The sequence below is a fragment of the Mycolicibacterium monacense genome, assembly GCF_010731575.1.
In the GTDB taxonomy this organism is placed as follows: domain Bacteria; phylum Actinomycetota; class Actinomycetes; order Mycobacteriales; family Mycobacteriaceae; genus Mycobacterium; species Mycobacterium monacense.
This window is the reverse complement of the sequence record NZ_AP022617.1, coordinates 3,256,595-3,270,568: the sequence shown is the minus strand read 5'-3', so window position 1 is coordinate 3,270,568 and position 13,974 is coordinate 3,256,595. Positions and strand designations below refer to the sequence as shown.

Genomic DNA, 13,974 nt, shown 5'->3' with positions numbered 1-13,974 from the left:
CGAAGTATATGGTGTGAACTGGTAATACATTCAGTCATTGGATAGCTGTGAGGCGACGCGCGGTGACGCGTGCGCCGGAGAAGCATTCTTGCAAGGTGAATACAGATTCTGATTGTGGGCGCGCGGTGAGCGTGCGGAAGGGGGTGTCGGTCGCCTCGTCCCGGCGCGGGGGCTGGGATAGGCCCGCATGTCAGCCTTTGGGCGCAGCGGCCGTGGCGACAAACGCAAGCGGTCCTAACCCCCGCCGGGCTGTGAGCGCGAGAGGTTCGGGCCGTGTCACGCTGCAGAAGCCCCGTGCTGGCGGACCAAAGCTAGAAGCAAAATTCACAACGACCGCCATGAACCAGCTCGCCCCATCTCGTCGGATTGTGAGATTGGCAATGCTTTCGCCGACGCGAAAACACTGTACAGCGGCCTGAATGCCCTCCCGTACAGGCAAGGTGCGCGGGAGCGCGCCGCTGGTCCACCCGCATGCTCCTTGACGGCCGAAACGGCCATATGCGATGCTATCGCCGATCACATGTGTGATGGACGCCACCTTCGATACCGATCGTGACGGCATCGTTCATGAGCCCAGGAAGGTTGCAGGTTGACCGAACGCGCACAGAACTGCCCTTCACTAGCCGGCTGGCCGGGGCCCGAGTGCGCGCGACAAGACCGAGGACGACATGACCACCACTGAATCTCGTGCCGGCAAGGGGATGGCGGCCATAGAGTCGATGTCATCGGCCAAGGCCGCCAAGCCGATTCGCGCTCTCGGGGGGTTCTTCGCGATGGCGTTGGACACGTTGGTCACCATCCCGCGCAGGCCGTTCGCGTGGCGTGAGTTCCTGGAGCAGTCGTGGTTCGTCGCACGAGTGTCGTTGGTGCCCACGCTGATGCTCGCGATCCCCTTCACCGTCCTGCTGATCTTCACCTTCAACATCCTGCTGCTCGAATTCGGGGCGGCGGATTTCGCAGGCACCGGAGCCGCCTACGGAACGGTGACGCAGATCGGACCGGTGGTGACCGTGTTGGTCGTGGCGGGGCGGGCGCCACCGCGATGTGCGCTGATCTCGGTGCGCGGACCATCCGTGACGAACTCGACGCGTTGAGGGTGATGGGCGTCGATCCGATCCAGACGTTGGTGGTGCCACGAGTGTTGGCGGCGACGGTGGTGGCGACACTGTTGTCCTCGGTGGTGATTCTCGTCGGCCTGGTCGGAGGATTCGCCTTCTCGGTCTTCGTGCAACATGTGACGCCCGGCGCGTTCATCAGCGGGTTGACCGTGATCACCAGTGCCGCCGACGTCGTGATCTCGTTGATCAAGGCGGCGCTCTTCGGCCTCGCGGCCGGTCTGATCGCCTGTTACAAAGGCATCTCCGTGGGTGGCGGCCCCGCGGGTGTGGGTAACGCGGTCAACGAAACGGTCGTCTTCACCTTCGTCGCGCTGTTCGCGATCAACATCATCGCGTCCGCCGTCGGGATCAAGGCGACCCTGTGACCGCCGGTTCGCCGAGCAGGTTCCGGCCCCGAGTGCAGCGCAGGGTCGCGGGCTGGGTGGACGGCCTCAGCCGGATCGGCACACAGGCGCAGTTCTACTTCCAGACACTGGGTTCGACCAAGGACGTCGTAATCCATTACAAGGTCGAGTTGTTCCGGCTGGTAGCCCAGATGAGCCTGGGCGTCGGGGCGTTGGCGGTGGTCGGCGGGACGGTCGTCATCGTCGGGTTCCTCACGCTGTCCACCGGTGCGCTGGTGGCCGTGCAGGGGTACAACCAATTCGCCGACGTCGGCGTCGAGGCGCTCACCGGTTTCGCGTCGGCGTACTTCAACGTGCGGCTGATCGGACCGGTCATCGCAGGGATCGGCCTGGCAGCGACCATCGGTGCGGGCGCGACGGCACAACTCGGCGCCATGCGCATCAACGAGGAGATCGACGCGCTCGAGGTCATGGGGGTGCGCTCGGTGGCCTACCTCGCGTCCAGCCGAGTGCTGGCGGGCGTGATCGTGGTGATACCGCTGTACTGTGTCGCGGTCCTATCTGCCTTCTGGGCAGCGCGTTTCGGCACGATCGCGATCTACGGTCAGTCCTCGGGCGTGTACGACCACTACTTCACCACTTTCCTCAACTCCACCGACATCATCTGGTCGTTCTTGCAGGCCATCGCGATGGCGATCGTCATCATGCTGGTTCACACGTACTACGGCTTCACCGCCACGGGCGGCCCCGCCGGGGTCGGGGAGGCGGTCGGTCGCGCCGTGCGCACCTCACTGATCGCCGCTGTGCTCGTCGTCCTGTTCCTCTCGCTGGCCATCTATGGCCAGTCGGGCAACTTCCACCTGGCCGGTTGAGCCGATGGAAACCCTGAGTGTTCGCCACCGCGTCCACCCCCTGTGGTGGACCGCGGCACTGTTCGGCACGGTCATCGGCCTGGTCGTGGTGTGTTCGCTGACCTTCGCCGGCGCTTTCCGCCGAGACGTCCCGGTCATGTTGACCTCGGACCGGTCCGGACTCGTGATGGAGTCTGGCGCGAAGGTCAAGATGCGGGGAGTGGAGGTCGGCCGGGTGGCCGGCATCGCGGGCGGCGGCCGCACCGTCGGTCTGAAACTGGAACTCTTCCCCGATCAGATCAGCCGCATCCCCGCCAACGTCGAGGCCGAGATCTCCTCCACCACAGCATTCGGCGCGAAGTACGTCGACCTCATCTACCCGGATCATCCGAGCCCGCAACGCCTCAACGCCGGGGCGGTGCTGAAGTCACGCAACGTCTCGACCGAGGTGAACACCGTGTTCGACAACCTCGTCGGGTTGTTGGAACAGATCGACGTGTCCAAGTTGAGCGCCGTGCTCACCGCGGTTGCCGACGGTGTGCGCGGCCAGGGCGAGCGCATGGGTCAAGCCACCACGGATGCGAATCAGGTTCTGCTCGCGGTCAATCCGAGGATGGACGAGGTCGGCGCGAACTGGGTGTCGTTCAGGAAGTTCAGTGACGCCTACAGCTCCGCCGCACAGGACATCCTCGCCACGCTGGACGCGGCGAGCGTGACCAGCGGTACGGTCACCGGCCACGCGAAGGATCTCGACGCGCTGTTGTTGAGCTCGATCGGGTTCACCAACAGCGGGATCGAACTGATCGCACCCAACCGGGACAATCTCGTCAACGGCATCAACATCCTCGAGCCGACGACCAGTCTGCTGCTCAAATACGACCCCATCTACACCTGCCTGCTGCAGGGTGCGAAGTTCGCACTCGACAACGGGGCCTACGAGAGCATCGGCGGAAACGGCCGTTCGGTGGTGCAGGACGTCGGGCTGCTCCTCGGCGACGATCCGTATCGCTATCCGCAGAACCTGCCGGTGGTGGCCGCCAAGGGCGGCCCGGGAGGTAAGCCGAGTTGCGGCTCGCTGCCCGACGTGAGCAAGAACTTCCCGGTTCGCTACCTGGTCACCGACACGGGCTTCGGCACCGGGCTGGACATCAGGCCGAACCCGGGGATCGGGTTCCCGGGCTGGGCCAACTACTTCCCCGTCACCAAGGCGGTGCCCGAACCCCCGCGGGTTCGCCATCCCGGCGGTCTTGCGCCGGGGCCGGCACCGGCCTACCCGGGCGGGGCGCCCTACGGCGCACCGCTGTACGGGCCGGGTGGAACCCCCCTGTGGCCCGGTGTGCCGCCCGCGCCTGCTCCCGCTCCCGCGCCGGCACCGAGCGGGCCGCTACCCGCTGAAGCTCCTGTGCCCCCGTCGGACTCGGATCCGACCACGCAGACGGCGCCGTCACCATGAGTACGAGGACCGGTAGTGAGAAGTAACTTGCGGCGCGTGATCGTCAACCTGACCGTCTTCGTCGTGGTCTGCGTCGTCGCGGCGTTCGGGTTGCTGGCGGTGTTCTCGAACCTGCGATTCTCTGGTGAAGAGCTCTACCGGGCTGAGTTCACCGATGTCAGCGGCCTCGAGGTGAACGACTTCGTCCGCATCGCGGGCGTCGAAGTCGGTCAGGTGAAGAGGATCTCGGTCACCCGTGCCTCCCTGGCAGTCGTCGAGTTCTCCGCCGAACCCGGGGTGGTGCTCACCGAGGCCACCAAGGCGCAGATCCGGTGGGCCAACCCGATCGGCGACCGATACATGGCGCTTCTGGACGGGCCCGGGTCGGCGAAACGGCTCACCACCGATGTCGCTATTCCGGTCGCGCGCACTGAACCGGCTCTCGATCTGGACACGCTGCTCGGTGGATTCCGTCCACTGTTCCGGGCTTTGGACCCCGAACAGGTCAACACCCTGTCGAGCGCCCTGATCCAGGCGTTTCAGGGCGAAGGCGTCACCATCGGTTCGTTCCTGAGGCAGGCGTCGCTGGTCACCAACACGCTGGCCGACCGTGACGAGCTCATCGGACAGGTGATCGGCAACCTCAATGCAGTTCTGGACACCTTCGGCGGCCGAACCGACCAGTTCGGCAAGGCGGTCGACTCGCTGTCGCAGTTGGTCGCGGCACTCGAGGCGAGAAAGACCGACGTCACGAATGCGGTCGCCTACACCAACGCCGCCTCTGCGACGGTCGCGGATCTGCTGACCCAGGCCCGACAGCCCTTCAAAGAGGCGGTCGCGCAATCAGATCGGGTGACGTCTTTGGTGCTCGCCGACCATGAGTACTTCGACGATCTGCTCAATACACTGCCGGATGCGTACAAGAAGCTGGCCCGGCTCGGCAGCCGCGGCGACTTCATTCCCGAGTACCTGTGCTCGCTGTCCCTCAAGGTCAACGGTAAAGGCGGACAACCGGTCTACGTCAAAATCGCCGAACAGACCACAGGACGGTGCGCACCGAAATGAAACCCTTCGCCGAACGCAATCCGTTCGTCATCGGCCTGGCGGGCATCACGGTGACGGCCGGTATCGCGGTGATCGCGCTGCAGTACGACAAACTGCCGTTCAGCACGTCCGACAACGACTACTCGGCATACTTCGCGGAAGCCGGTGGTCTGCAGGCCGGGGCGCCCGTGCAGGTCGCCGGTTTTCGCGTGGGCCAGGTGTCAGCGGTCGAACTCGACGGCACCCGGGTGCTGGTCGACTTCGACGTCGACGAGAACGTGCATCTCGGTGAGCTGACCGAAGCGCACATCAGGACGAAGAGCCTGCTCGGTTCCAAGGTCCTCGAGGTCACGCCGCGCGGAGACGGCGACCTCAACGCGACCATCCCCCTGGAGCGGACGCGGTCGCCCTACCAGCTCCCCGATGCGCTGGGCGACCTGTCGACGACCATCAGCGGCCTGAACACCGACACGGTCTCCGCCGCTCTGGCGACACTGGCCGACACCTTCCAGAACACGCCGCCCGACCTCCGGGCGGCGGTCGAGGGCGTCGGCAGGTTCTCTCAGACTCTCGGCGAACGCGACGCCGAGCTGCGAAACCTGTTGAGCAACGCCAGTAAAGCCACGGGGGTGCTGTCCCAGCGCGCCGACGAGGTCGCCAAGCTGGTCGCGGACAGCAATGCCCTGCTGGCGGCACTGCGAGAGCAGAGCACCGCGCTGGAGCAGATCTCCCGCAACCTCTCCGCATTCGCGACCCAGCTCGGTGCCTTCATCGACGAGAACCGAGAGCAGATGCGTCCCGCGCTGGACAAACTGAACGGTGTTCTGACGATCGTCGACAACCGCAAGGAACGCATCATGTTGGCGATCAAGTACCTCAACCAGTACACGATGGGGCTGGGGGAGACGGTCGGCTCCGGTCCGTTCTTCAAGGCGTACCTGGCGAATCTGCCCGGCCAGCTGGTCCAGCCCTTCATCGACGCGGCCTTCTCCGACCTCGGTCTCGACCCGAATGTGCTGCCCCCGTCGCAACTGTCCGATCCGCAGACCGGGCAGCCTGCGACACCGGCGCTGCCCGTTCCGTTCCCGCGCACCGGCCAGGGGGGCGAACCACGTCTCACCCTTCCCGATGCGATCACCGGTAACCCGGGCGATCCGCGCTACCCCTACCGGGAACCGCTGCCCGCACCGCCTCCTGGCGGGCCGCCACCTGGACCGCCAGCCCCGTGGCCGACAGGTCAACAGCCCACGGCTCAACCGACCCCGTCGCCGGTGTTCGAGCCGGCTCCAGGCGAACCCACGGCCGCGCCCGAACCCGTGAACGGAGGGCAGTGATGCGTAATCGCACTCTGCGGATCGGTCTGGCGATTGCACTCGTGCTCGTGGCGCTCGCCGGTGGTGTGGTCGCGTTGCGTTCGATGGACCAGGCGGGCAGAACCACCATCACCGCGTACTTCGACAACAGCAACGGTCTGTTCACCGGGGATGAAGTGCGTATCCTCGGCGTGCCGGTGGGTGCCGTGGAGACGATCGAACCGCAACCGGAGCGGGTCAAGATCACGTTCTGGGTCGACGACAAGTACCAGGTGCCCGCGGATGCGAAAGCCGTCATCGTGTCGCCCCAGTTGGTCACAGCGCGGGCCGTTCAGCTGACGCCGGCCTACTCGTCGGGTCCGGCGATGGCCGACGGGGCGGTCATTCCCGAGGACCGTACCGCTGTTCCGCTCGAATGGGACGATCTGCGAACGCAATTGGAGAAGCTCACCAATGCACTGCAACCCACGCAGCCCGGCGGGGTCAGCACCCTCGGACAGTTCGTCAACACCGCCGCGGACAATCTCCGCGGTCAGGGGGCCAACATCCGCGAGACCGTCACCGCCATGGCCAAGGCACTGTCCGCGCTGGGTGACCACAGCGGTGACACCTTTTCGACCCTGAAGAATCTCTCCGTGGTGGTGTCCGCCCTTGAGGACAGTTCCGAACTGCTCGGCCAACTCAACCGCAACCTGGCCACGGTCACGGGGTTGCTGGCCGACGATCCAGACGCCGTGGGGACCGCCATCAACGATCTCAACGCCGTGGTGGCGCAAGCCACGCAGTTCCTCCGGGACAACCGCGAAGCAGCGGGAATCGCCACCGACAGGCTGGCGTCCATCACCACCGCGGTCAACGGCGGTCTCGACGACATCAAGCAAGCGTTGCACGCCTTCCCCAATGCGGCACAGAACTTCGCGAACGTCTACCAACCGTCCCAGGCCGCGCTCACCGGCATGCTCGCCGTGAACAACCTCGCCGACCCGATCCAATTCATCTGCGGTTCCATCGAGGCCGCGTCACGGGTCAACGCCGTGTATTCGTCGAAGCTGTGCGCTCAGTACCTGGCTCCCATCGTCAAGAACCGGCAGATGAACTTCCCCCCGCTGGGGGAGAACCTGTTCGTCGGGCAGCAGGCCCGTCCGAACGAGATCACCTACAGTGAGGACCGATTGCGGCCCGACTTCGTTCCGCCAGCGGCGCCTACCGAACCTGCCGCCGCTGAGGAGCCTGTGGCCACCGATCCGTCCGCCGGGCTTCCGGGCCTGATGGTGCCCGCCGGAGGGGGATCATGAGGACGGCAGGTCGAAAGGCATTGTGCTACCGGGGTTTCAGCCTGGTACTGGCCGTCGCCGTCGCTCTTCTGACCGGGTGTCAGTGGCGCGGGTTGAACTCGCTGCCGATGCCAGGCACCCAGGGTGGCGATGCCCGGTCCTACGTGGTGCAGGCGCAACTCCCCGACGTCGGGACCATCGAACCGAACTCACGAGTGCGCGTGGGAGACGTCAACGTCGGCACCGTCACCAAGATCGAACGGCAGGGCTGGCATGCGCTGATCACCATGCGGCTCAACGGCGATGTCGAGTTGCCCGCCAACACGACTGCCACCGTGGGCCAGACGAGCCTGCTCGGCTCATTGCATGTCGAGTTGAATCCGCCAATCGACGCGCCGGCGCGGGGGAAGCTCGGTGCGGGCTCGTTGATTCCGCTGGCGGCTGGGGCGTCCTACCCGACCACCGACCAGACATTGGCGGCCTTGTCGCTGTTGCTCAACTGTGGCGGAGTCGGCCAGCTCCAGGACATCACGGCGGCTTTCGCAACCGCATTCGCCGGCCGTGAAAGTGACCTCCGCAGCCTCATCGAGCAACTGGACCAGTTCGTCGGACGGCTCAACACCCAGACCGGTGACATCGTCGCCGCGACCGAGAGCTTCAACGGTCTCGTGAGTCAGTTGGCCGAGCAGAAGCCCGTCCTGGACAACGCGATGCGGACCATTCCCGATGCGCTCCGAGTACTCAGCGAACAGCGGGAGAACGTGACCGGCGCGGTGGACGGTTTCGGTAAGTTCAGCGCGCTGACCACCGACGCGGTCAACCAGACCAAGCAGAACCTCGTCGCCGAACTCCAAGCGGTCGGACCGGTACTGAAGTCGTTGGCCGACGCGGGACCGGATATGACGCGGTCGCTGAGCCTGCTGTCCACGCTGCCGTGGCCGAAGGAGAACATCGACAAGATCGTGCGCGGGGACTACCTCAACACCGACGTGATCTTCGACCTCACGTTGAGCAGGTTGGGTGACGGGTTGCTCAACGGCACGCGCTTCGAAGGCGATCTCACCGAGCTGGAGATGCAATGGGGCCGCACGATAGGACAGCTCCCCAGTCCGTACACCGCGCGCAACCCACTCGTCGCGCCGTACCAGGTGAATCAGGGGCCGTGACATGCTGACCAGGCGAGTCAAACTACAGCTGGCAGTGTTCGCGCTCGTCGCGCTGATCGCCGGTGGGATCATGGCCTTCGGATACGTCCGCGTGCCCGCGATGCTCGGAATCGGCCAGTACACGGTCACAGTCGAGCTTCCTCAGGCCGGTGGCCTCTACCAGACCGGCAACGTCACCTACCGGGGCACCAAGGTCGGTCGGGTCAGCGACGTCCGCCTGACCGACAACGGTGGTGTCGAGGCGGTGCTGTCGATGGACAGCTCCGTCGCCATCCCCTCGGACCTCGATGCGGAGGTGCACAGCACCTCCGCCATCGGCGAGCAGTACGTCGCGCTGGTACCGCGGAGTGACGACGCGCCGCCGTTGAAGAACGGTGACGTCATCCCCGTCGACCGAGCCTCCGTGCCACCCTCCATCAACACCCTCCTCGACGCAGCCAACAGCGGCATCCAGGCGATCCCACGCGACAACGTCAAGACGGTGATAGACGAGAGCTACACGGCGGTCGGACGATTGGGTCCGGAGCTGTCGCGCATCGTGCAGGGGTCCACCCGGTTGGCCGGCGACGCGCGCGCGAACCTCGACCCCATCCTCGCGCTGATCGACAAGGCGAAGCCCGTCATGGACTCGCAGGCCGAGACCGCCGATTCGATCAACGCCTGGGCCTCTCACCTGGCGAACCTGACCGATCAGGTGCGCGACGCCGACCCGGGCGTGGCAGGTCTGCTCGAACGCGGCGCAGATGCGGCCGAGGAGGCGCGGCAGCTTTTCGACACGGTCAAGCCGACCCTGCCGGTGCTGCTGGCCAACCTGGTCAGTGTCGGTGAGGTCGCCGTGGTGTACCAGCCGGCCATCGAACAGGTGCTCGTGCTCGAACCGCAGCTGGTGGCGAGCCTGCAGGGCGCTCTGCTCGCCAACAAGGACTCCCAGCGGTTCTCACCCGGCCTGTACGTGAGCTTCAACCTCAACCTGAACCTGCCGCCGCCATGTACGACCGGGTTCCTGCCGGTCGACCAGCAACTCGCCCCCAATGTCGAGACCCCCGCCGATCCGGTAGCGGGCGATCTGTACTGCCGGATACCGAAGGACTCCTTCAACGTGGTGCGCGGCAACAGGAACTACCCGTGCCTGAACCGGCCGGGCAAGCGGGCGCCGACGGCGAAGATGTGCGAGAGCAACGAGGAGTACGTACCGCTCAACGACGGGATGAACTGGAAGGGTGACCCGAACGCGACCCTGTCCGGACAGGACATCCCGCAGTTGGCCCCGTCTCCCGATCCGGCGCCGGCCGCGCCGCCGCCGATAGCGGTCGCCGAGTACGACCCGGCCACAGGGGAGTACCTCGGCCCTGACGGCAAGATCTACACCCAGGCGGACCTGGGTTCCAGGACGGAAGGTAGGACATGGCAGAGCATGCTGATACCGCCGACGGCAGGTTGACCGAGTCGGATATGGCTGCGCCGCAGCGGCACAACGGGATACGGCTGGCCGTGGCGTTCAGCGTGGTGGCGATCGTGGGGCTGGGCGGCGTGGCCGGGTGGTTGGGTTACCGCATCGTCGACGACCGGCGCGCGCAGGCCGAACAGAACGAGTTCGTCGAGGCCGCGCGGCAGGGTGCGATCAACCTGACCACGATCGACCACACCTCCGTCGACGCCGACATCAAGCGGATTCTCGACAGTTCGACCGGCACCTTCCGCGACGATTTCGAGAAGCGGTCGCAGACCTTCGCCGAAGTGGTCAAGCAGGCGCAGTCGAAGTCCGAGGGGTCGGTCACCTCCGCGGGACTGGAGTCGCGCGAAGGCGACACCGCTCAGGTCCTGGTCGTCATGTCGGTCAACATGTCGAACGCCGGTGCGGCGGAACAGAGCCCGCGCTCATGGCGGATGCGCGTGGGTGTCAAACAGACCGGCGACGTCGCCAAGGTCTCCGACGTTCAGTTCGTGTCATGACGCTCAACATCGAAAACGACATCGACAACGACATCGAAGACCACACCGAAGTCGACACCGAGGACGTCGACGTCGCCCAGGACGAAGCGCCGGCCAAGACCTCCGGGGAGGCCACTCCGGTCCAAGCCGGCCGCAACATCGGCCGCATCGTCGCGTACGTGGTGCTCCCCGTGGTCGTCCTCGCGATGGCGTGCGGTGTCGGGTTCCTCAAGTGGCAGGCGAATTCGATCGGTGCGTCGCAGGCCACGGCGGCGAAGTCGGTTTCGGCGGCCACCGAGATCGCCACCGCGATGCTGTCCTACCGCGCCGATCAGGTCGAGCAGGATCTCACCGCGGCCAGTGACCGGATGACCGGGGAGTTCCGCAACGAGTACACCACCCTCATCAACGACGTCGTGATCCCCGGGGCCAAGGAGAAGCGCGTATCGGCTGAGGCCACCGTGCCCGCCGCCGCCCTGGTGTCCTCATCGGCGGATCGGGCCGAGGTCCTCGTCTACATCGACCAGACCACCACCGTGGGCGACGATCCACCGTCGGCCACCACCTCCAGCGCCCGTGTTTCACTCGAAAAGGTAGGCGACCGTTGGCTTCTCGCAGGTTTCGAACCGGTCTGATCGGCGCCGCCGCCGCGGTCGCACTCGGGGGATGGGCGGTGGTCGCCGAACCGCCGAAGGCGCATGCGGACGCGGTGGCCTACCTGGTCAACGTGACGGTGCGGCCCGGCTACAACTTCGCCAACGCCGATGCGGCGCTGTCCTACGGTCACGGGATCTGCCGCAAGATCGCCGACGGCCGTGCCTACGGCGACCTCATCGCCGATGTCAAAGCCGACTTCCGAACAACCGAGGAGTATCAGGCCTCCTACCTGATCACCCAGGCGGCCAACGAACTCTGCCCGGCCATGATCTGGCAGTTGCGCAACTCCGCCGCCGGCTACCGCTCACCCACCGGGTGACCGATCACGAGGACGACCGATGACCCGAGCTCTCACCCGCACCGCAATCCTGTTGGCCGCCTCGGCCGGTTTGGCCGCGGCGGCAGTGCAACCAGTCGCCCAGGCCGACAACCGGCGGTTCAACTCCAGCGTGGTGCAGAACGTCTACGTCGTGCAGCGCCAAGCCGGCTGCACGAACGACCTGAATGTCAGCCCGCAACTCCTGCTCGCCGCCGAATGGCACGCCAAGGACCTCATGGGCAACCGGAGTCTGGGCGGCGACATCGGCTCGGACGGGTCGACACCGCAGCAGCGCGCCGAGGCCGCCGGTTTCCGGGGCGGTGTCGCCGAGACCGTCGCCATCCATCCGGCGCTCGCGATCAGCGGTATCGAGCTGATCAACCTCTGGTATCACAACCCGGCTTATCACGCGATCATGTCCGACTGCGGTTTCACGAAGATGGGGGTCTGGTCGGAGAACAGCCTGGACCGCACGGTCGTCGTCGCGGTGTACGGCCGCCCGGACTGAGTCACGCGCTCGAAAACAATTGGCGCACCGACAGCTGACTGCCGGTGCGCCAATCGGGTGACTGCGCTACTGGGACGTGGCCGTCGCGGCGCCCAGTGAGTCCATGTCCGGGACGAAGGGCTGGTGGGCCAGCAGTCCGCCGTCGACCCGGATGGTCTCGCCGTTGATCCCGCGAGAGTCATCGGACGCCAGGAAGGCATACACCTTGGCCAGGTCGGCGGGGCCGTTGAGGTCGGGTGCGGGCGTATGGCGGCGGTAGATGTCCTTGACGGCCTCCGGCAACTGCTGGGCCGGTGGTGTCGTGGTGGTGCCCGGGCAGATGGCGTTGCAGCGCACCCGTTCCCGCCCGTACTGGGTGGCGGTGTACTTGGTCAGGGCCAGCAGAGCCGCCTTCGTCGCCCCGTACCCGGTCAGGCTGGTGTCGCCGGCGAACGCGTGGGTGGACGCGGTGTTCACGATCGACCCGCCCTCGACGCGAAGATGCGGCAGAGCGTGTTTGGTGGTGAGCATGGCGCTGCGCACGTTGACCGCCATCACGTCGTCCCAGACCTCGATCGGCATGGTGGCGACGTCACCGTCACCGGCGGGGAAGACGCCGGCGATGTTGAACAGCACATCGAGTTTGCCGAAGGTGGAGACCGTGGTGGCCACGAGCCGTTGAATCGCATCCTCGTCGCGGAGGTCGGTGTGGACCGCGATCGCGACGTCCGGGCCGTACTTCTGGTTGAGTTGCTCGGCGAGAGCCGAAGCGCCCTCGATGTTGATGTCGGCGAGCACCACGCGGGCGCCTTCGGCCACCACCTCGGTGGCTGCGGCACCGCCGATGTTGAGGCCGCCGGGTTCCACGGTGGTCGCACCCGTGACGAGGGCGACCCTGTTCGATAGACGTGGCATCTCGTTCCTCACTGTTGGTCGTCGGAGCTCCGCGTCGGACTGTAGTGCAGCCCACACTGTGAAGGCTAACTTCATCAAAACTGTGGGTCAACAATGCTCTGACAACTTTGAATAGAGCACTAGTTAGTCAGCGTTCTTGTGGGTTATTGTGATGGAGAGATGTGGGAGGTGGTGGCTCAGATGGGTTCGTCCCTGATCGAGGAGCACTTGTCGGATGCCGATCGCGAGGCCCTGGCCCGAGCCGAAGGTGACCTCGGCAGAGTCTTCGGCGACGGGCGGGTATCGGTCCCCGAACTGCGCGCCCGACTCGACGAGATGATGCTCGCCCCGGGTCTGCCCGACGGCACGGCCGTCACCGAATTCGATGCGGGTGGCGTACCCGCGCTCCGGGTCGAGACCGGGTCCGTCGACGACAGCGCCGCGATCGTCTGGCTCCACGGCGGCGGGTATCTGATCGGTTCGGCGCACGGTTACCGCGCCATGGCGGCGGCGGTGTCGGCTGCGAGCGGACATCCGGTGGTGGTGCCCGACTACCGACGGGCCCCGGAGAATCCGTACCCGGCCGCTCTTCAGGACGCGCAGGCGGTGATGAACTGGGCGGCGCAGACCTATGGCGACAGATGGGTGCTGGCCGGCGATTCGGCGGGTGGCGGGCTCACCATGGCCTCGCTCATCCGGGCCCGCGATGCCGCGACGCCGATGCCTGCGGGCGCCGTCCTCGTGTCACCGTTGGCGGATCTCACCGCCTCGGGCGCCAGCTTCGACACCTATGCCGCCGAGGACATGGCGATTTCCCGCCGTTCGGTCAAACACCTCGCGTACGCCTACCTCAACGGGCACGACCCGGGCGATCCGCACGTATCACCGGTATTCGGCACCTTCGATCGGATGCCACCGACACTGATCATGGCCAGCGATCGGGAGGTGCTGCTCGACGACGCCAGAACGCTGCATGCCGCCATGCAGCGCGACGGGTCGCCATCCACCCTCAGCGTCTACGCGGGCGTCTGCCATGCGTGGACGATGTTCGCGTCGTACATGCCGCGCGCCCGCCGCGCAGTCGACGAGATCTCCGTATTCGCCCGCGCCGCGATCGACGCGGCACGCACGGAAGGGCGCTGA

General features: G+C 66.0%; 13 protein-coding genes and 1 pseudogene. 13 read left to right on the top strand and 1 reads right to left on the bottom strand.

Features of this window, described 5'->3' with window-relative positions:
* Positions 1-719 precede the first annotated feature (719 nt).
* The 12 genes and pseudogenes from G6N49_RS15765 (at position 720) to G6N49_RS15710 (ending at position 11,958) form a co-directional block, all read left to right on the top strand.
* Positions 720-1,483 (top strand): annotated as a pseudogene (locus tag G6N49_RS15765) (MlaE family ABC transporter permease).
* Positions 1,480-2,334 (top strand): ABC transporter permease, encoded by an 855-nt coding sequence (locus G6N49_RS15760; protein ID WP_083044648.1) that lies wholly within the window; start codon positions 1,480-1,482, stop codon positions 2,332-2,334. The pseudogene G6N49_RS15765 and the gene G6N49_RS15760 overlap by 4 nt, the downstream one beginning before the upstream one ends.
* Before the next feature lie 4 nt (positions 2,335-2,338).
* The gene (locus G6N49_RS15755) at positions 2,339-3,766 is read left to right on the top strand and encodes an MCE family protein (RefSeq protein WP_083044647.1); all 1,428 of its coding nucleotides are present in this window, start codon (positions 2,339-2,341) and stop codon (positions 3,764-3,766) included.
* Between the two features lie 15 nt (positions 3,767-3,781).
* A complete protein-coding gene (locus G6N49_RS15750) occupies positions 3,782-4,810 on the top strand; it encodes an MCE family protein (RefSeq protein ID WP_064876372.1) in 1,029 nt (342 codons plus the stop codon).
* On the top strand, positions 4,807-6,123 hold the full coding sequence (locus G6N49_RS15745; protein WP_064915886.1) for an MCE family protein: 1,317 nt from the start codon (positions 4,807-4,809) through the stop codon (positions 6,121-6,123). Before G6N49_RS15750 ends, G6N49_RS15745 begins: the two co-directional genes overlap by 4 nt.
* Positions 6,123-7,397 carry an MCE family protein gene (locus G6N49_RS15740; RefSeq protein WP_064876463.1) on the top strand — a complete coding sequence of 425 codons (1,275 nt, stop codon included), beginning with the start codon at positions 6,123-6,125 and terminating at the stop codon, positions 7,395-7,397. The genes G6N49_RS15745 and G6N49_RS15740 overlap by 1 nt, the downstream gene beginning before the upstream one ends.
* Complete coding sequence (locus tag G6N49_RS15735; RefSeq protein WP_083044646.1) at positions 7,394-8,542, top strand: MCE family protein; 1,149 nt, start codon at positions 7,394-7,396, stop codon at positions 8,540-8,542. Before G6N49_RS15740 ends, G6N49_RS15735 begins: the two co-directional genes overlap by 4 nt.
* A 1-nt stretch (position 8,543) precedes the next feature.
* Positions 8,544-9,983: an MCE family protein gene (locus G6N49_RS15730; protein WP_083044645.1), complete on the top strand. Its 1,440-nt coding sequence runs from the start codon at positions 8,544-8,546 to the stop codon at positions 9,981-9,983.
* Positions 9,947-10,495: an Rv1363c family protein gene (locus G6N49_RS15725; protein ID WP_179967763.1), complete on the top strand. Its 549-nt coding sequence runs from the start codon at positions 9,947-9,949 to the stop codon at positions 10,493-10,495. The genes G6N49_RS15730 and G6N49_RS15725 overlap by 37 nt, the downstream gene beginning before the upstream one ends.
* Positions 10,492-11,109: an Rv1363c family protein gene (locus tag G6N49_RS15720; protein WP_083044643.1), complete on the top strand. Its 618-nt coding sequence runs from the start codon at positions 10,492-10,494 to the stop codon at positions 11,107-11,109. Before G6N49_RS15725 ends, G6N49_RS15720 begins: the two co-directional genes overlap by 4 nt.
* Positions 11,106-11,450, top strand: coding sequence for a DUF732 domain-containing protein (locus tag G6N49_RS15715; RefSeq protein WP_064915896.1), 345 nt, complete (start codon positions 11,106-11,108; stop codon positions 11,448-11,450). The genes G6N49_RS15720 and G6N49_RS15715 overlap by 4 nt, the downstream gene beginning before the upstream one ends.
* Before the next feature lie 19 nt (positions 11,451-11,469).
* Positions 11,470-11,958 (top strand): CAP domain-containing protein, encoded by a 489-nt coding sequence (locus G6N49_RS15710; RefSeq protein ID WP_064876381.1) that lies wholly within the window; start codon positions 11,470-11,472, stop codon positions 11,956-11,958.
* 66 nt (positions 11,959-12,024) lie between these two features.
* On the opposite strand, the gene G6N49_RS15705 is transcribed toward G6N49_RS15710, so the two are convergent.
* The gene (locus tag G6N49_RS15705; RefSeq protein WP_064876383.1) at positions 12,025-12,852 is read right to left on the bottom strand and encodes an SDR family NAD(P)-dependent oxidoreductase; all 828 of its coding nucleotides are present in this window, start codon (positions 12,850-12,852) and stop codon (positions 12,025-12,027) included.
* A gap of 180 nt (positions 12,853-13,032) precedes the next feature.
* Between G6N49_RS15705 and G6N49_RS15700 the strand changes: the two genes are divergently transcribed.
* Entirely contained in the window at positions 13,033-13,974 is a 942-nt protein-coding gene (locus G6N49_RS15700; protein ID WP_225892013.1) for an alpha/beta hydrolase, read from the top strand.

Bases quoted from the DNA above. Each gene is read 5' to 3' on its own strand.
- G6N49_RS15755 (WP_083044647.1), top strand. From the start codon at position 2,339: ATGGAAACCCTGAGTGTTCGCCACCGCGTCCACCCCCTGTGGTGGACC.
- G6N49_RS15745 (WP_064915886.1), top strand. From the start codon at position 4,807: ATGAAACCCTTCGCCGAACGCAATCCGTTCGTCATCGGCCTGGCGGGC.
- G6N49_RS15740 (WP_064876463.1), top strand. From the start codon at position 6,123: ATGCGTAATCGCACTCTGCGGATCGGTCTGGCGATTGCACTCGTGCTC.
- G6N49_RS15735 (WP_083044646.1), top strand. From the start codon at position 7,394: ATGAGGACGGCAGGTCGAAAGGCATTGTGCTACCGGGGTTTCAGCCTG.
- G6N49_RS15730 (WP_083044645.1), top strand. From the start codon at position 8,544: ATGCTGACCAGGCGAGTCAAACTACAGCTGGCAGTGTTCGCGCTCGTC.
- G6N49_RS15725 (WP_179967763.1), top strand. From the start codon at position 9,947: ATGGCAGAGCATGCTGATACCGCCGACGGCAGGTTGACCGAGTCGGAT.
- G6N49_RS15720 (WP_083044643.1), top strand. From the start codon at position 10,492: ATGACGCTCAACATCGAAAACGACATCGACAACGACATCGAAGACCAC.
- G6N49_RS15710 (WP_064876381.1), top strand. From the start codon at position 11,470: ATGACCCGAGCTCTCACCCGCACCGCAATCCTGTTGGCCGCCTCGGCC.
- G6N49_RS15705 (WP_064876383.1), bottom strand. From the start codon at position 12,852: ATGCCACGTCTATCGAACAGGGTCGCCCTCGTCACGGGTGCGACCACC.
- G6N49_RS15700 (WP_225892013.1), top strand. From the start codon at position 13,033: ATGGGTTCGTCCCTGATCGAGGAGCACTTGTCGGATGCCGATCGCGAG.